13 protein-coding genes are annotated in these 16,820 nt (G+C 60.7%); 9 read left to right on the top strand and 4 right to left on the bottom strand.

Annotated elements, in window-relative coordinates; all coding sequences use genetic code 11:
* Positions 1-104: 104 nt before the first annotated feature.
* Positions 105-1,148 (bottom strand): type IV pilus twitching motility protein PilT, encoded by a 1,044-nt coding sequence (locus tag B3F77_RS01070; RefSeq protein WP_293603168.1) that lies wholly within the window; start codon positions 1,146-1,148, stop codon positions 105-107.
* A 55-nt stretch (positions 1,149-1,203) separates the two neighbouring features.
* Between B3F77_RS01070 and B3F77_RS01065 the strand changes: the two genes are divergently transcribed.
* Complete coding sequence (locus B3F77_RS01065; RefSeq protein WP_293603167.1) at positions 1,204-1,959, top strand: YggS family pyridoxal phosphate-dependent enzyme; 756 nt, start codon at positions 1,204-1,206, stop codon at positions 1,957-1,959.
* 41 nt (positions 1,960-2,000) lie between these two features.
* On the opposite strand, the gene B3F77_RS01060 is transcribed toward B3F77_RS01065, so the two are convergent.
* Together B3F77_RS01060 and B3F77_RS01055 are read right to left on the bottom strand one after the other, a co-directional pair.
* Positions 2,001-2,567 carry a DUF3617 domain-containing protein gene (locus tag B3F77_RS01060; RefSeq protein ID WP_293603166.1) on the bottom strand — a complete coding sequence of 189 codons (567 nt, stop codon included), beginning with the start codon at positions 2,565-2,567 and terminating at the stop codon, positions 2,001-2,003.
* A gap of 86 nt (positions 2,568-2,653) precedes the next feature.
* A complete protein-coding gene (locus tag B3F77_RS01055) occupies positions 2,654-3,136 on the bottom strand; it encodes an Lrp/AsnC ligand binding domain-containing protein (RefSeq protein WP_293603165.1) in 483 nt (160 codons plus the stop codon).
* 131 nt (positions 3,137-3,267) lie between these two features.
* Here B3F77_RS01055 and B3F77_RS01050 point away from each other — a divergent pair, with 131 nt between their 5' ends.
* Positions 3,268-6,393 carry an L-glutamate gamma-semialdehyde dehydrogenase gene (locus B3F77_RS01050; RefSeq protein ID WP_293603164.1) on the top strand — a complete coding sequence of 1,042 codons (3,126 nt, stop codon included), beginning with the start codon at positions 3,268-3,270 and terminating at the stop codon, positions 6,391-6,393.
* A 104-nt stretch (positions 6,394-6,497) separates the two neighbouring features.
* Here the strand turns inward: B3F77_RS01050 and B3F77_RS01045 are convergent, their stop codons facing one another.
* Positions 6,498-9,002, bottom strand: coding sequence for a sensor domain-containing protein (locus tag B3F77_RS01045; protein ID WP_293603163.1), 2,505 nt, complete (start codon positions 9,000-9,002; stop codon positions 6,498-6,500).
* Between the two features lie 856 nt (positions 9,003-9,858).
* On the opposite strand from B3F77_RS01045, the gene B3F77_RS01040 reads away from it, so the two are divergent.
* From B3F77_RS01040 to B3F77_RS01010, 7 genes are all read left to right on the top strand, one after another.
* Positions 9,859-10,179, top strand: coding sequence for an RNA recognition motif domain-containing protein (locus B3F77_RS01040; RefSeq protein WP_293603162.1), 321 nt, complete (start codon positions 9,859-9,861; stop codon positions 10,177-10,179).
* A gap of 122 nt (positions 10,180-10,301) precedes the next feature.
* Positions 10,302-11,417, top strand: coding sequence for a non-hydrolyzing UDP-N-acetylglucosamine 2-epimerase (gene wecB / locus B3F77_RS01035; protein WP_293603161.1), 1,116 nt, complete (start codon positions 10,302-10,304; stop codon positions 11,415-11,417).
* A gap of 23 nt (positions 11,418-11,440) precedes the next feature.
* Positions 11,441-12,874 (top strand): glycosyltransferase family 2 protein, encoded by a 1,434-nt coding sequence (locus tag B3F77_RS01030; RefSeq protein WP_293603160.1) that lies wholly within the window; start codon positions 11,441-11,443, stop codon positions 12,872-12,874.
* A gap of 5 nt (positions 12,875-12,879) precedes the next feature.
* Complete coding sequence (locus B3F77_RS01025; RefSeq protein ID WP_293603159.1) at positions 12,880-13,914, top strand: polymer-forming cytoskeletal protein; 1,035 nt, start codon at positions 12,880-12,882, stop codon at positions 13,912-13,914.
* Complete coding sequence (locus tag B3F77_RS01020) at positions 13,911-14,894, top strand: hypothetical protein (RefSeq protein WP_293603158.1); 984 nt, start codon at positions 13,911-13,913, stop codon at positions 14,892-14,894. The genes B3F77_RS01025 and B3F77_RS01020 overlap by 4 nt, the downstream gene beginning before the upstream one ends.
* 70 nt (positions 14,895-14,964) lie before the next feature.
* The gene (locus B3F77_RS01015; protein WP_293603157.1) at positions 14,965-15,807 is read left to right on the top strand and encodes a YaiO family outer membrane beta-barrel protein; all 843 of its coding nucleotides are present in this window, start codon (positions 14,965-14,967) and stop codon (positions 15,805-15,807) included.
* Positions 15,808-15,816: 9 nt separating this feature from the next.
* Complete coding sequence (locus B3F77_RS01010) at positions 15,817-16,656, top strand: hypothetical protein (protein ID WP_293603156.1); 840 nt, start codon at positions 15,817-15,819, stop codon at positions 16,654-16,656.
* The last annotated feature ends 164 nt before the right edge of the window (positions 16,657-16,820 follow it).

Genomic DNA, 16,820 nt, shown 5'->3' with positions numbered 1-16,820 from the left:
AGCACCGAATCAGAGTGGTCGTCCCCCCCCCCCCGGGGTGGGGCGGACTGCTTGAAAAGTCCGAGCAAGCCTTTCATGGATCGGTTCTCCTGATGCCCGGCAGATCAACCGGGGAAGTTTTCAGGGGTCCTGGCCTTGCTGCGTGCTTCAGCGGCGGAAATCACGTTGCGCTTGACCAGGTCGCTCAGATTCTGGTCCAGCGTCTGCATGCCCACGCTGTTGCCGGTCTGGATGGACGAGTACATCTGCGCGACCTTGGCTTCCCGGATCAGGTTGCGGATGGCGCCGGTGCCGAGCATGATTTCGTGCGCTGCCACACGGCCCGAGCCGTCCTTGGTTTTGCACAGTGTTTGCGAGATCACGGCCTGCAGCGACTCCGACAGCATGGAGCGGATCATTTCCTTTTCTTCGGCCGGGAACACGTCAATGATCCGGTCGATCGTCTTGGCCGCGCTGGCGGTGTGCAGCGTGCCGAACACCAGGTGACCGGTCTCGGCGGCCGTCATGGCCAGGCGAATGGTTTCAAGGTCGCGCATCTCGCCCACCAGAATGGCATCCGGATCTTCGCGCAGGGCGGACTTCAGGGCGGCGTTGAAACTCAGCGTGTGCGGGCCGACCTCACGCTGATTGATCAGGCATTTTTTGGATTCGTGCACAAACTCGATCGGGTCTTCCACCGTGATGATGTGGCCATACTCGGTTTCGTTCAAATAGTTGACCATGGCGGCCAGCGTGGTGGACTTGCCCGAGCCCGTCGGGCCCGTCACCAGCACCATGCCGCGCGGCTTGAGCGCCAGGTCGCCAAAAATCTTGGGCGCACCCAGTTGCTCCAGTGTCAAAATTTTGGAAGGAATGGTTCGCAGCACCGCACCGGCGCCTCGCATCTGGTTGAAGGCATTGACGCGAAAGCGCGCCAGGCCTTCGATCTCGAAGGAAAAATCAACCTCGAGAAACTCCTCGTAGATTTTGCGTTGGGTGTCGTTCATGATGTCGTACACCATGGCATGCACCTGCTTGTGGTCCAGCGGATCGATGTTGATGCGCCGCACGTCGCCGTGAACCCGGATCATGGGTGGCAAGCCTGCCGACAAATGCAAGTCGGACGCCTTGTTTTTGACGCTAAAGGCCAGCAGTTGCGTAATGTCCATCCCGGGGATCCTTGGAAGTCGAAATTGAGTTTGAACTTGAGTTTACAGTTGGATTATGACCACGATTGTGCTTAATCTTCAGAGGGTGCGTGAGCGCATCACCACGGCGTGCGTCGCCGCCGGGCGCGACCCGGCCTGCGTGCGCTTGCTGGCGGTCTCCAAAACTTTTGGCGCCGATGCCGTGATGGAGGCCCTGCTGGCCGGGCAGCGCGCGTTTGGAGAAAACTACATCGCCGAGGGGGTCGAGAAGATTCTGCTACTGCGCGCCTGGCAGGCGGGGCAAGGGGCGCAGTCTGGCGAACAGTCTGGTGCTGCTGCAAATGCGCTGGAGTGGCACTGCATCGGCCCGGTGCAAAGCAACAAAACCAGGCTCGTGGCCGAGCACTTTGACTGGGTGCAGTCGGTAGACCGGCTGAAAATTGCCCAGCGCCTGAGTGAGCAGCGGCCGCCTCATTTGCCGCCCCTGCAGATCTGTTTGCAGGTCAACGTGGATGGCGGCGTCAATAAATCAGGCCTGACGCCCGCAGACGTCCAGGCGCTGGCACAGGAGGTCACGCAGCTGCCGCGCCTTGCCTTGCGCGGGTTGATGGCAATCCCCGAACCTGCTATTAATTTTATAGCTGCTTGCGCCCTCCATAAAAGGGTAAAAGCCATTTTTGACCATATAAATTCCTCGGGCGTGTTGCCCGTTCCCATGGACACGTTGTCGCTGGGTATGACGGCGGATCTGGAGGCTGCCATTCATGCAGGCAGCACCATGGTGCGCGTAGGAACGGCAATTTTTGGCGGACGATCGCGCGCGACGGGCTGATCTGGCCGTGCAGCGCCTGCGTCGCCTCACGTCTTACGGCCTTACTTGTTGGCCGGAGCCCTGGACAGCGGCTTGAGGGTGCCGCAGTCCGCGCCTAGCCATTTGCCCGACTGGTCCATGGTCAACTGCTCTGGCTTGCCGTGGGCGGTGGTGTTGACGAGGGTCTTGCCGGTGTAAGCGGTGTCGCCCAGCAGGGTGATCTCGGTCTCGCCGCTGGTGGGCGGGTTGCCGCTGCAACTGAACTGGACCTTCACGGTTCCTGCGCTGCGCTGGACTGCCTGCTGCGTGCACTGGCCGCCCTGCTGGGGCATGAACATGCGCGCACTGTCTTCGCGCGTCACGCAAACCTTGACGGCATTGGCCTTGGGGCCCATGCCCACGCCTTGCGCGGCCATCATTTGCTCCATCTGCTTGCGCTGGGCCGGCGGCATGGTGGCGAGCTGCTTCTGCATCTCGGTCATGGCTTTTTCTATCTCGCCGCTCTGGCTTTTCATGGCGACCGTGTGTTCCCACAGGCCAGCCTTCAGGGTCTGGGCGCTGGCCGGCAGGCAGAGCGCCAGCAAGGCCAGGGCTGGCAGGGTGCGCAACAGGATGCGATGGTGCGTCATGATGGTGGTTCCCCTCAGAGTTTCAGATGTTCAAGCAGTATTCTGCACCGATCGGGCCCGCTGGTCGAGCCGGGATTGCGGGTGGTTCATGCCCCGGGCAAGGGCAGCCGGGTCGTGTTCTTTACCTCTTCCATCACGGCGTAGGTGCGGGTTTCGCGCACACCGGGCAGCTGCCACAGCACGGTGCCGGCAAACGAGCGGTAGGCGGCCATGTCGGCCATGCGGGTCTTGAGCAGGTAGTCAAAGCCGCCAGCGACCATGTGGCATTCCATGATTTCCGGGTAAGCCTGCACCGCCGCCTTGAAGGCTTCAAACACGTTGGGCGTGGTGCGGTCCAGCAGCACTTCCACAAACACCATCAGCCCGGCGCCCAGCTTGAGCGGGTTCAGCCGCGCCTCGTAGCCCAGGATATAGCCATCCCGGGTGAGCCGCTGCACGCGCGCCAGCACGGCGGTGGGTGACAGGGCCACGCTTTCGGCCAGCTTGAGGTTGGAAGTGCGTCCATCCTGCTGCAGAACAGTCAGGATTTTCAGGTCGATTCGGTCAATGTGTGGTGAGTCTTCTTGCATAGCTAGTGAATTATTCGGTAAATCATGCAAATTTAGCGGGAAATTTGTTTTCATTCAATAGAACATTAGCTCATTGAACTGAGTTCACCCTGTTCGCTTTGAAATTTCGAAACCCCTTGATGGAGTCCCTGATGTCCGTATCCCCGCGCCTGCCCTTTCCCTATCGTCCCGAAGCTGAAATCGTGGCCAGCCAGCTGCAGAGCCTGGCGGGCGCACTCGACTGGGCGGCCGCCGCCCAGTCTGCGCAGCCCTGGGTGCAGGCCGTGCGCGACAACCCGCCACCGTTCTGGGCCATGGAGAGCCTGCTCAGGGAATACCCGATCTCCAGCGCCGAAGGTCTCGCCCTGCTGCGCCTGGCCGAAGCCCTGCTGCGTGTACCCGATGCCGAAACCGCCATTGCCCTGACGGCCGACCAGCTCGGGCGCGCTGATTTCGACAGCGCAGGGGATGGCGCAAGTCACGGCGCGATGGCCCGCCTGTCGGCCGCGGCGATTGCGATGTCCAAGAAGTTTTTACCTCCTTCGGCAAGCGCAGGACGGGCTGACGAAGCTGGCATCATGAGCAAGCTGGGGGCGCGTACGGTGGTCGCTGCAACCGTGCGCGCGTTGCAGCTGCTGGGCCGCCAGTTCGTGCTGGGGCAGACGATGGGCGAAGCCATGAAGGAAGCCGACGACGCGCGCAAGAAAACGGCCAACCTGAGATACAGCTACGACATGCTGGGCGAGGGCTCACGCACCGATCTGGATGCGCTGCGCTACCTCGACAGTTCTACAAATGCTATTAGATTCATAGCTGCTAGTGCCGATATGACGGGGCCTACCGAGAAAAATGATGGTATTTCCATCAAGCTCAGCGCGCTCCACCCGCGCTACGAAGACGCTCAGCGCGAGCGTGTGATGGCCGAGCTGGTGCCGCGCGTCTGGAGCCTGTGCGAGCTGGCGGCCCAGGCCAATATCAGCCTCACGATTGACGCCGAGGAAGTGGACCGGCTGGAGCTGTCGCTCGACGTGTTTGAAGCCCTTGCCGCCCGGGTGGCCCAGCAGCACCCGCAGTGGCAGGGCTTTGGCCTGGCCATGCAAACCTACCAGAGCCGCGCACTCGACCTGGTTGAGCACGTCATCGCCATCGGCCGCAAGTACAAGCTGCGCCTGATGTGCCGCCTGGTCAAGGGCGCGTACTGGGATTCGGAAATCAAGCGTGCGCAAGAGTTGGGCTTGCCGCACTATCCGGTGTTCACCCACAAGCACCACACCGACGTGTCGTACCTGTCCTGCGCGCAGGCCTTGTTGGCCGCGCCGGATGCCGTTTACCCGCAGTTTGCTGGGCACAACGCAGGCACGATTGCCGCCATCATTCAAATGGCCGCGCAGACCTTTGGCCCCCACGGGGCTTCGCCCCTGCTCCCCGAAGGGGCGTCCCCCGGCTTGGGGCGGCCCGGCACCGGGGGCGGCGCCAAGTTTGAATTGCAGCGCCTGCACGGCATGGGCGAGGGCATTTTCCGCGAAGTGTTGAAAAACCCGCTGATCAGCTGCCGCGTTTACGCGCCCGTCGGAGCGCACCGCGACCTGCTGGCCTACCTGGTGCGCCGCCTGCTGGAAAACGGCGCCAACTCCTCGTTCGTGCACCAGCTGGCCGACGAATCGGTGGGCATGGGCGAGCTGTTGACATCGCCGCTGCGCCTGGAGCCGGAGTCGTCCCTGCCGTTGCCGCCTGTGCTGTACGGCCCCAGCCGCGCCAACAGCCTGGGGCTGGATTTGACGGTCGAAAGCATGCGTGCGCCACTGTTCGCTGCCTTCAGTACTACTCCGCTGCCTGTGGTGCCTGAATTTGATGAAAAACTGGCCTCTAGCGCTCTAGCGACGGGTGTGAGTAGCTATCAAAAATGGAGCAAGGTGCCGGTGGCTGAGCGCGCCGCCATCCTGCGCCGCGCTGCTGATGCGCTGCAGCAGCAGATGCCCAAGTTCTGCGCGCTGCTGGTCAAGGAAGCGTTCAAGACCTGGGGCGATGCGGTGTCTGAAGTGCGCGAGGTGGTAGATTTTTTGCGCTACTACGCCAATGAAGCCGAGCGCATCATGCAGCCGGTGGCACTGCCGGGCCAGTACCTTGGAGTGACGTTAGGCGTCACGGGCGAAAGCAACGAACTGCGCCTGACGGCGCGCGGCGTCTGGGTCTGCATCAGCCCATGGAATTTTCCGCTGGCGATTTTTACCGGTCAGGTCGCGGCCGCGCTGGTCACCGGCAACGCCGTGCTGGCCAAGCCCGCCGAGCAAACGCCGGGCGTGGCGTGGGAAGCCGTGAAGCTGCTGCACCAGGCCGGCGTGCCTGAAGGCGCCCTGCAGTTGCTGCACGGCCCCGGCGAGACCGTGGGTGCGGCGCTGGTCGCTGCGCCTGGCGTGGCCGGTGTGGTGTTCACCGGCTCCACCCAGGTTGCCAGGCTCATCAACCGGGCGCTGGCCGCCAAAGACGGCCCCATAGCTCCGCTGATTGCAGAGACCGGCGGCATCAATGCCATGCTGGTGGACAGCACGGCCCTGCCCGAGCAGGTGGCCGATGCCGTGCTGCAAAGCGCTTTCCGCTCTGCGGGCCAGCGCTGCTCGGCGCTGCGCCTATTGTGCGTGCACGAAGGCATCGCCGACGCGGTGATTGAAATGATCCAGGGCGCCGCGCAAGAGTTGGTGGTGGGTCACCCGGCCGAGCTGGCCACCGATGTCGGCCCGGTGATTGACTGCGAGGCCTTTGACAAGCTCCAAAAACACCTGCAGCGCCTGAATTCAACATCAAAAGTGCTTGTAACCAAGAAGGGACGGGCGCAAGCAGCTACTGATTCAATAGCATTCATGACCAACAGCGTGCCGCCCGCCGCCTTCGAAGTGAGCAGCCTGGCCGAGGTCAAAGACGAAATTTTCGGCCCGGTGCTGCAAATCGTGCGCTGGGGCAGCGGCACGCTGAAAACCCCTGAAGCGGTGATCGCGCAGATCAACGCCCTCGGCTACGGCCTCACGCTGGGCCTCCAGACCCGCATCGATTCACGCGCGCAGGCGCTCGCCGCTGCCGCGCATGTGGGCAACGTCTATGTCAACCGCAACATGATTGGCGCGGTGGTGGGCGTGCAGCCCTTCGGTGGCGAAGGCTTGAGTGGCACCGGCCCCAAAGCGGGCGGGCCGCACTATCTCTACCGCTTCTGCACCGAGCAGACGGTGACGGTCAACACCACGGCGGCGGGCGGCAATGCGGCGTTGCTGGCCACCGCCCTGTAATGGGCTATGGGCGTGGTGATGTGCTCTCCGCCTTTTGAATTTGTCATAGAGCACACGCTCTAGACCCTTGCATTGACCGCCACTCGCGGCCGACCCATGCTCGGCTACCGGGCCTGCTGCGGCAGGCTTTGAAGCGCTATGCCTTGCATGAAGGCTTCGAGCTCGTCGATGGGGAGGGCCTTGCAAAACAGGTAACCCTGGTAGCTCTCGCAGCCATGCCGTGCCAGAAAGTCGCGCTGGGCTTCGGTCTCGACGCCTTCGGCCATGACGGCAAGACCCAGGCTTTGCGCCAGGCCAATGATGGTGCGCGCGATGGCCGCATCGTTGGGGTCGGTCAGCACGTCCTTGACAAAATTTCGGTCGATTTTCAGCTGGTCCAGCGGCAGGTGTTTCAGGTAGGAGAGCGCCGAATAGCCCATTCCAAAGTCGTCTATGGACAGCGTCACGCCGGCGTTCTTGAGTCTGCCCATCTTGGCGATCGTCACGTCGATGTCGGTGGCCAGCAGGCTTTCGGTCAGCTCCAGCTTGAGCCGGTGCGCACAGATGCCGGACTGGTTGATGATGGTCATCACCAGCTCGACAAACTCTGGGTGGCGAAACTGGCGCACGCTCACGTTCACTGCAATACTGAGCATTGCGGTCTCGGGGCGCTTGGCCCAGCGGGCCAGCTGCGCGCAGGCGGTCTCCAGCACCCACTTGCCAAGCGGCAGGATGAGTCCGCTTTCTTCGGCTTGAGAGATGAAGTCATCGGGAAACACCATGCGGCGCTCTGGGTGCATCCAGCGGATCAGCGCTTCAACGCCGACCATGAGACCGTTACGCCCCACCTGTGGCTGGTAGTGCAGCAAAAATTCATGGTTGCGCAAGCCCCTGCGCAGCTCAGTATTCAGGGCCGCGCTCGCAGTTGCCGCCGCCTGCATTTCGGGGTCAAAAAAGCACACCGAGTTGCGCCCCGCCGCCTTGGCCTGGTACATCGCCAGATCAGCCTGCTTGAGCAGTTCGCCAATGCTCTCCTGGTCCTTGCTAAATGAGGTGATTCCGATACTGCAGGTGGCGTGGTGTTGGTAGCCCGCCAGGTTGTAAGGTTCACTGAGCGCGGCCAGAATTTTTTCACCGACGACTTTGGTCTTGGCGTTAGCGACCTGCGGGTTGTCTCCCAGGTTTTCCAGCATCACAACGAACTCGTCACCGCCCAGGCGTGCAACGGTGTCGGTCTTTCGGACGCAGCTAGATAGACGCTCACCGACTTGCTGCAGCAGCAAGTCGCCCTTGGAATGCCCCAGCGTGTCGTTGAGCACCTTGAAGTTGTCGAGGTCAATAAACATCAGTGCGCCGATTTTTCTATGCCTGGCGCTTTGTGACAGTGCATGCTGCAGGCGGTCCATCAGGAGCTGGCGGTTGGGCAGCTGCGTCAGTGTGTCGTAAAACGCCAGGTGCTCGATTTCATCTTCGGCGGCCTTGCGTTCGGTGATGTCGCGCGCCACGGCAACCCAATGCGTAAGCCCGCGGCTGAAATAGTCCACCGGCACGATCTCCAGCTCCATCCAGAACAGCTCGCCGTTCTTTTTGTAGTTGATGAGTTCCGCACGGACCGGCTGAGACTGCTGCAGAGCCGAGCGGATGCGGTCCAGCTCGGCACGCTGGGTCAGCGGCCCCTGCAGCAGGCGCGGCGACTGGCCCAGCACCTCGTCGCGGCTGTAGCCGGTTTGGCGTTCGAAGGCGTCGTTGACAAACACAATGCGCGGGCCGGGCGCATCAAACGAGCCGGCCTCTGTGATCAGCACAATGTCGTTCAGGCGTGAAATACTGGTCTGCAGCAGCAACAGTTGCTCCTGCGACCGCCGTCTGTCGCTGACGTCGCGAAAGTACACGGCAAGGCCATCCTCGAATGGATAGGCGCGCAGCTCCAGCCATTTTCCCAGCGCTGCATAAAATTCTTCAAACTCAAGGTTTTTTCCGCTGCTCATTGCCGTAAGCATTTCGCGGCGAATACGGCCGTTCCCGTTGATGTCCAGTTCGTGCCATATTCGGTGGCCCAACAGCTCGGTGCTTGGACGGCGCAGCAGGTTCTCGCTCTCGTGATTAACGTAGGTAAAGCGGCCCTCGCGGTCGAGCGTGACAAAGGCGTCCGTGATGCTGGCCAGCGTCGTGCTCAGCCGCATGGTCAGGCTCTGCGACTCCTGCGCGGCACGCCTTCTTTCCGTGAGGTCCTGCAGCACGCCCTGAATGCGCACAACGGCCCCCGAGGCATCACGGAACGCTTCTCCAAGCGAGCGTACCCACAACCGCTGGCCGCGCGCTGTGATGATCTGCACCTCTTCATCAAAGGGCGCTGCATGATTCAGGCAGGCATGGAGTGCCGTTGTCATCAGCTCGCGCGATTCAGGTGCATAGAAATCAAGCGCGTCTTTATACGCAGGCGCCACATCGATCGGCATCTCAAGCAGAACTGCCAGCGGGTCAGTCCATGTCAGGCGCCAGCCCGGCAACTCAAGCACCCAGATGCCCGCGCCTGCGGCACGTTCCAGCAGGGCCAGTAGTTGGCGGGCTGGATCAGGGGATTCGCGGCGGATGGCCGGTTGCGGCGCGGACAGTATGGATCGTGGCATGGCATGAAGGGCTGAAAAGAAACGTAATGAGAAGCCGGCACACTGGTGAGCGTCAAGCTTACCGCTTTTGCGCGGGCAACCGCGTCCGGGCGATGAAGTGCAAGAGTCCCTGCACCAGCTCAAGGCGGCGGACTGAGTCCTTCCCGAACCTCGGGCAGGTTACCGGACGTCGGAGCAGCGGGCGCTGGTCAGCCTGGCAACTCGGCGTAGATCTGCCGGTCAGCGGCCTGGCAGTTGGACGCCGCAGCTTCGAGTCCGCTGCGGTCGAGCACCCTGATCTCACCGCGCTGGTCGCGCCACTGGCAACCGGCAAATGGCCCGGGTTGACACCATCTGTCCGCATGCCTTTGCTGGACGAAAGCCGCCACGAAGCTGGCACACCCGCTACCTCTCGAAATGCGAGTCTTGGCAATTTTGCAGTCGGCAAAGCTCACGACATACCTCGCGTGTCCCTGGATCCCTGGGCAATCGGGACTTTGGGAAGTGCGGTAGCGCACAGACGCGCAGTCCACACCGCGCGCGTTGTGGCGGCAAAGCTGAGCCAAGGAGTTATCGCGACGTTTCAAGAAAGGGTTTCCGCTATCAAGGACTACATCGCCAAAGCGGAGTCCTGCTGCGACGTTCGGCGAGTCGCAGCAGCAGGGTGGGAATGTCGCGAGGCGGACTTCATGGCCAAGGCCCTGGGGCTGCAGCTCACCGAATCGCGGCACGGAGTCCTTGCCGGTCCAAAGGTGGTGTCCTACGGTAAGGGCAGGTATTTCCTCCGGGCGTCGGCCAGAAGTCCTTTTTATATTTAAGTACGAATATAAGTTTAATGAATTCACAAATTTCAATAATTTTCAAATCATAAGTAATCATGAATAACGCCCTTGAACAGCTAAAAAATTGCACCGACATCAGCGCGCTGAGGCTGGGGATGTGTTCACTTTTTTCCCGCTTTGGGTCGATCGTCCGACTCGACATTTTGACAGCCCGTCAGGCTGGCAAGCGTCAGGCGCTCTGTTTCTTGCGCATGGACTCTCCCGAGCATGAGCAGCAACTCATGAGTCAGTTCGGGGTGGGTCGCTTCGGTGGGGACATCGTCGTGATTATTGACCTGCATGCCAGCGGGGCGGCCAACAGCTTTAACGCGTCCGCGGAGGCTCCGCGATCCGGCTGTGATGCCCGTACTCAATGATGCTGACTGGGTCACGGCCTTTCGCCGGTGCGTCGACGCTTTTTCGTTTTCATGTTTTCCCTTTCATGCCCCTCCGTTCGGGCTCACCAGTCTTTTCATAACCTTATTTCAAGAATTAACTAATGCATAACATCCTCATTGTTTCAGGCACACGCCCGGAGATCATCAAGCTGGCGCCGCTCTACCACGCGCTCCGTGAGACCGGGTGGGCCCGTGTGCAGTGGCTGCACACAGGCCAGCACGAGGAAATGGCGAGTCAGATCCTGGCTTGTTTCGACGTGGTACCTGACATCACGCTCAAGCGTGCCGGCAGCAGTTTGCTGGAGTTCAGCACCGGTTGCAGGCAGCAACTTGACGCCGTGATGACCCAACAGGACTGGTCTCTGGTCATCGTCCAGGGCGACACCGAAAGCGCTTTTCTTGGCGCACTCGCCGCGTTCCACAACCGTGTTCCGCTGGCGCACGTTGAGGCGGGACTTCGCACTTACAACCTGAACCGTCCGTTCCCCGAGGAGGGACTGCGCCAGATGATCAGCCGCCTCACGCGGTTTCACTTTCCGCCGACGGAGCGTTCGCTGGTGGCGCTGCAGACTGAGGGTATTGCAGACGAGTATATTTACATGACCGGCAACACCGTGATCGACGCCCAGCAGTGGACTCGCGCGCATCGCGGCGTCAAGCGATCAACCGAGGGCCGCGGCCACTTGCTCGTCACAGTCCACCGAAGGGAAAACTGGGGCAATGATGTGGCCGAGATTTGCCACGCCATTGCGGAGATCGCGCACCTGCAGCCTGATCTCCAGGTGCTGTTTCCGGTTCACCTGAATCCCGTGATCCAGGGCCCCGTCAATGCCATTCTGGGCGGTATCGCCAACGTCAGGCTGACCTCTCCGCTGGACTACACCCAAATGCAGCAGGCCCTTGCCGATGCTTGGCTGGTTCTGACCGACTCGGGCGGCCTGCAGGAGGAGGCGCCTACGTTTGGCGTGCCGGTGCTGGTGCTGCGCGAGGAAACCGAGCGGCCCGAGGCCGTCGAAGCCGGCTGTGCCTTGCTGATAGGCCCAACCCGCTGCGCAATCGTCAATGAAGTCACCCGGCTTTCCAAAGACACGAAAGCCTATACGCAGATGTCGCTGGCCGGCAATCCGTTCGGCGACGGTATGGCGTCCAGGCGCATTGTCGATGTGCTGGAGCGCAACTTCGCCACCGAACCCGCGGCGCTGGCTTCAGTGGCGTGATCTGATTTACCTGGAGCTTCTTCATGCATTCTTCCCACTCGGATTTTCCGTTGAAAAATTTAGCCCTTGGTGCCACTTGGCCAGGCCGGTTGCGGGCCTTCCTAGCCTTGATGGCGGCTTGGCTGATGGTCGCGATGCCGGCTCGCGCGCAACCGGAAAACCCCGGTGCCCTGATGCCTTCATTCAAGGATTACCCGGTGGCTGCCGTGATGGCGTCGGTACTGTTCCTGATCGTGGTGATCATGATGTTTTACGGCGTCCGGCACTTTCTTTTCACCATGAATCGCCTGATTGGTGTCCAGCGCCATCCCTACATCGACATTGCCGTGGCGCGCTGGCCCATGATCACCGTGTTCATTGCGGCCCACAATGAAGAAAAAGTCATTGCCGGCTGCATTGAGGCGCTGCTCAATACCGACTATCCCATGGACCGACTGAAGATCATTCCGGTCAATGACCGGTCCAAAGACAGGACCGGCGAAATCATCGACAACTACGTGGCGCGTTTTCCTTCGCGTATTTCACCGTTTCACCGCACCAGCGGCAAGGCGGGAAAATCCGCAGCCCTCAAGGATGCACTGAGCTATGCAGAAGGCGACATCGCCATTATTTTTGATGCCGACTACGTGCCCGGTCGCGGTCTGCTCAAGCAGTTGGTGGCGCCCTTTTTTGATCCCGAGGTGGGTGCCGTGATGGGGCGCGTGGTGCCCGTCAACAGCGGCGCCAACCTGCTAACCCGAATGCTGGACCTTGAGCGATCGGGCGGCTACCAGGTCGACCAGCAGGCACGTATGAACATGAACCTGATGCCGCAGTATGGCGGGACCGTGGGCGGCGTGCGCCTTTCTGCGGTCCAGGCCGTCGGCGGCTGGCACGACGACACGCTGGCAGAGGATACCGACATCACGTACCGGCTCATGTTCAACGGCTGGAAAACCGTCTACACCAACCGCTCCGAGTGCTATGAAGAGGTTCCTGAGGAGTGGAGCGTACGGATCAAGCAGGTGGCGCGCTGGGCCAAGGGCCATAACCAGGTGATGGCACGCTACTGGTGGAAATTTGCAACCAGTTCCTACCTGACCCTTGGGCAGCGCATTGATGGCCTGCTGCTGCTGTTCGTCTTTGTCGTTCCACTCCTCATGCTCGTCGGCTGGTGCTTGGCTTTGGGTTTGTATTTTCTCAATGCAGGCTCGCTGCTGTCGCAACTGATTCCCATCTTCGCGCTGTTGATCTATGGCACGCTCGGCAACTTTGCCGCTTTCTTTGAAATCGTCGTTGCCGTCCTGATCGACGGCAACCGCAGGCGCCTCCGGCTGCTGCCTTTCAATATGCTGGGCTTTCTGGTGAGCCTGTTCTCAATTTCGGGCGCCGTCTGGAGCCAGGTGCTCGACGGTCTTCTCAAACGAGAGATGGTCTGGGAAAAAACAATACGCTACCGCGTGGAGGCCGCCAAATGATGACCATGAATTATTTTAGTTACACCGCTTTTGTTTTGATTTGCCTGCTGCTGCTGACGCTGCCGTTCGTGCCCGCGTTCCGGGAGTGGCGGTATCCGACCGATTTTGCAGCGCTGCCCATTTCGCCCAACTACACCAACGACGTCGATCACTTTTCCAGGCGCCTGCACGCTGACGTCGCGGCAAAGCTGGGGCTGGGGGAGCCAACCGGCTACGAGGACTTCGACTTTGTGACCGATCCGGTTGATGGCATGGACTGGGGCAAGGCGCGCAAGCGGCTGATTTCGCGAAGCAGCATCGAAACCCGGGCGCCGATCCGCAGCGTCCAGCCGGTTTACGTTGAGGGCGATATTCGCGCGGGAGCCGAGTCTTCTTTTTCGGCGCTGTACGCAACGGGCAACATCGAGCTTGGCGCAAAAAGCGAAATCAACGACTGGGCCCATGCTAACGGCGTATTGCGCTTGGGGCCGAACAGTGTGACTCTTCGGCGAGTTTCGGCAGGTACAGCCATCGAGTTGGGCAACGAGGCCTGGTTTGAGCGCCTGCAGGCGCCGACTCTGCGCTTTGGCTCGCGCATCAGCCACGTATTGCCACCGGCTGAGGCCGAACAAACTCCGGCAAGCTATGCAGATCTGCCGGGGGCCATACAGCAAACGCCATCTCTTTTTTTGATTCGAGGTGACTGTGCGCTGGCTGCCGGCAAGCTCTACCGGGGCTCTCTGGTAGTGACGGGCTTTCTGACCATAGGCGCCGCGACCACGGTGATCGGCGATATCAAGTCGCGCAAAGGGGCGAGCATTGGCCCCCGCGCCTCGGTGCAAGGCGCTGTCACCTGCGAAGGGCGTGTGTATATATTCAGCGACGCGCGGGCAATAGGTCCGGTAATTTCTGAAAGCGACATCCTGATAGGGGCAAGCGCCGTGATCGGCCTGCCCGACGCCCACACAACTGTCAGTGCACGCAACATCATTGTCGAAGACGGCGTTGCCGTGCATGGCGCTATCTGGGCGCACGAGATCGGCATGGTGAAGCCGGTATGAAGCTCAAGCATCTCATTTCAGCCGGAGCCCTGATGACGCTGGTGGCTTGTGCAGCCTTCGCCAGCGTTGCCCCCCAGCTGGAGCTTGGCGGCTACACGGACGAAGGCGGTGCCATCACAGTCTTGCATGGCGGTGATTCGGCGGATCCCTACTTTGCAATGCAGGCCCTGCTGCTGGCACACGACAATGGAATGGACATTTCGGCGCCCGCCGAGAAGTTTGCCAACTGGCTGGTGCCCGGGCAAAAGCCCGACGGTACGTTCGACCGCTTTTGCCGCGGCGCAGACAAAAAATGGGTTTCATGCAAGACCGCCGATGCCGACGACTCATTGCTGGCCATCTGGATGAAGCTATTGGAAACCATGCCGGCGCAGTTGAGCAAGAATCCTGTCTGGATGAAGAGCTATGTGGCCAGCAAGGCCTCGCTCGACCATCTGTTTCAGCCTTCGCGCGGCATTTATATGGTGTCGCCCATGGTCCTGCATGGTTTGTTCATGGACAACCTGGAGGTATGGTCGCTCAAAGCCCATCTGAAGCAGCCCCAACAGGTTCTTGAGGCCAACAAGCTGGCGCGGGCGATTCATGACACCTTCTGGGACCCGGCCAACAAGCGTTTTCTGGTTTCTACCCAGCTCGAACAGCGCTCTCAAAAGCCTGCTTTTTACCCAGACCATGTGGCACAGATTTTCCCGCTGCTAGTGGATTTTCCGCTGCTGCCCGGCGACGCACGTTTGTACTACCGCAGTTGGATGACCGCGCATCGTGCGGACTGGCTAAGCCAAGGGAAAGCGGATTACCCGTGGGGCCTGCTTGCCGTGCTCGCGCTGCGCCAGAACGACAAAGCCAGCGCACGCTGCTGGCTGCGTGAGGCGGGGCCGCTGCGTCACTCTTCGCGCTGGGCGATTACTGACGAGACGTCCTACCAAATCCTGATCAGCAAGGGTTTGACGCCAGCGACCAAAGACGCCAGCTGCAAATGAGTGGCGGCCGAACGACCGCCATATTCTGACCGCGACCGATTCCTTCCATCAATATTAAAAATAGAGTCCCATGTTAAAAAATAAACTTTTCGCTCTGCTGGTCCTGGTGGCCAACGCATGCCCGACACAGGCACAATCGGTGGCTCAACCAGTAGCCTTGCCTAAGGAGGACGGCATCCAGGCGCCTCTGGTGCTGGCGGCTGACGAAGGAAAGCGCAGCCTTGAACTCAGCGCGGGTAGCCAGAGTCTCAGCGCTGGCTTCGGCAACTGGCGCGACCTGACGTTGCGCGGCACCTACGGATTGCCCCGGAATCTTTTGCAGGGCGAGGTGTCTCTGAACCGCCGGTTTGACACAGATGGCGCGTTCGTCGGCCTGAGTGATACCTACACCTTCAATGAAGACTGGTTTGGATCCGTCGCGCTGGGCGTGGGCGACGGCGCTTTCTACCTGCCGCGTTACCGCGTTGACGCCACACTTTACAAGAAATGGCTAGCCGATCGCAGCCTCGTCAGCTCGGTCGGGGTTGGCTACTATGACGCACCTGATGGCCACACGGACCGGAGTCTGTCGCTGGGCGCGGCCTATTACTTTGCGTCGCCCTGGATTGTGGAGGGCGGCGTGCGCCTGAATAACAGCAACCCGGGTTCCGTGCGGACCCAGCAGCAGTTCGTGGCAGTCACCTACGGCCGCGACAAGCAGGATCTGGTGAGCGCGCGTTACACATGGGGTAGTGAAGGTTATCTTGCCGTCGCGGCCAACACGCAGCTCGTGGACTTCGACAGCCGGGAGGCCAGTGTCGCCTGGCGCCATTGGCTTGACCAGCGCACAGGCCTGCTGGTCAGCGCCAACCGCTATACCAACCCGCTGTATCGCCGCTCCGGCATCAACATCGGCATCTTTCACGACTTCTGATCGAATCCCATGACCTCAATAACAAATTCCGTGTCTGACCAGGCCCGTGAGCACGACCGCGTTTTTCATGCGACGTTTTCCGCTGCCAGGCAAGCCCGGGCCAGCCGTGTCAAGGTCCGCCCGCACCGGGCCATTACGCCGCTGAAGGTGACGCCCTACCTTCTGGCCCAGACGGTCCTCTTGCCGCTGTTGCTGTGCGGACTGATATTCTGGGGAAAACCGCTGTTGCTGGATTTCTGGCGCAGCTGCATTCTGCTCTGGTCCAGCGGCCTAGACCTGCCCTTCAGCCTGTCTAATCAGCTCAACGAGGCCGGGCAACACACCTTGCGCTTTTCAAGCGGGCCTGAGGGCGCGCCGATGCCCAGCTCAACTACCCTGGTGGTCACCGCGGTGGTTACGCTGATGGCCTTTGCGCTGTCGCTGCGCATGGACCATGCTAAATTGCCACTCAAATATCCGCTGCGGATCGTGTGCGTCATACAGGCCGTCACGCTGATGTATTTCTGGTTGGCGCCTTCGGCCTTTCCCTACAGCATGGCACGTCACAGCGAAGAACTCATGACCATCGGTTATGTGGTGATGCTGTCAACGCCGCTGATGCTGGCAGTGGGGTACTACATCCTGAATCAAAGCCTGTGGGTCAAGCTTTTTCACACCGCGCTGATTTTGCTGTTTTTCGCCATCATGGTTCCTCACCAGGTGCTGGCGCAGGCCTTCATCATGCAGCACCTGTCGGTGCTTTTCATGCCGGTCCTGTACATCTGCTTCGGCGCCGTATTTGATGCATTGATATTCGTTGCACTGTATTCGTGGGTTGTCAGTGATGCCCCGGCAGCCGCGACGATCTGACTCATAGGGGTTTGCAGTCCGCGAAGCGGTTTGCCCAAATTGCTGCTAATTTAATAGCCAACAGCGTGCCGCCCGCCGCCTTCGAAGTGAGCAGTCTGGCCGAGGTCAAAGACGAAATCTTCGGCCCGGTGCTGCAAATCATGCGCTGGGGCAGCGGCACGCTG

It is taken from the genome of Polaromonas sp. UBA4122 (assembly GCA_002381615.1).
In the GTDB taxonomy this organism is placed as follows: Bacteria; Pseudomonadota; Gammaproteobacteria; order Burkholderiales; family Burkholderiaceae_C; genus Polaromonas.
The sequence above is the reverse complement of the archived record's forward strand: the minus strand, read 5'-3'. Positions and strand labels throughout refer to the sequence as shown.

Excerpts from the sequence above, each read along its gene's own strand:
- B3F77_RS01030 (WP_293603160.1), top strand. The coding sequence starts at position 11,441 with ATGCATTCTTCCCACTCGGATTTTCCGTTGAAAAATTTAGCCCTTGGT.
- B3F77_RS01025 (WP_293603159.1), top strand. The coding sequence starts at position 12,880 with ATGAATTATTTTAGTTACACCGCTTTTGTTTTGATTTGCCTGCTGCTG.
- wecB (WP_293603161.1), top strand. The coding sequence starts at position 10,302 with ATGCATAACATCCTCATTGTTTCAGGCACACGCCCGGAGATCATCAAG.
- B3F77_RS01020 (WP_293603158.1), top strand. The coding sequence starts at position 13,911 with ATGAAGCTCAAGCATCTCATTTCAGCCGGAGCCCTGATGACGCTGGTG.
- B3F77_RS01045 (WP_293603163.1), bottom strand. The coding sequence starts at position 9,002 with ATGCCACGATCCATACTGTCCGCGCCGCAACCGGCCATCCGCCGCGAA.
- B3F77_RS01010 (WP_293603156.1), top strand. The coding sequence starts at position 15,817 with ATGACCTCAATAACAAATTCCGTGTCTGACCAGGCCCGTGAGCACGAC.
- B3F77_RS01015 (WP_293603157.1), top strand. The coding sequence starts at position 14,965 with ATGTTAAAAAATAAACTTTTCGCTCTGCTGGTCCTGGTGGCCAACGCA.
- B3F77_RS01055 (WP_293603165.1), bottom strand. The coding sequence starts at position 3,136 with ATGCAAGAAGACTCACCACACATTGACCGAATCGACCTGAAAATCCTG.
- B3F77_RS01070 (WP_293603168.1), bottom strand. The coding sequence starts at position 1,148 with ATGGACATTACGCAACTGCTGGCCTTTAGCGTCAAAAACAAGGCGTCC.
- B3F77_RS01060 (WP_293603166.1), bottom strand. The coding sequence starts at position 2,567 with ATGACGCACCATCGCATCCTGTTGCGCACCCTGCCAGCCCTGGCCTTG.
- B3F77_RS01065 (WP_293603167.1), top strand. The coding sequence starts at position 1,204 with ATGACCACGATTGTGCTTAATCTTCAGAGGGTGCGTGAGCGCATCACC.
- B3F77_RS01040 (WP_293603162.1), top strand. The coding sequence starts at position 9,859 with ATGAATAACGCCCTTGAACAGCTAAAAAATTGCACCGACATCAGCGCG.
- B3F77_RS01050 (WP_293603164.1), top strand. The coding sequence starts at position 3,268 with ATGTCCGTATCCCCGCGCCTGCCCTTTCCCTATCGTCCCGAAGCTGAA.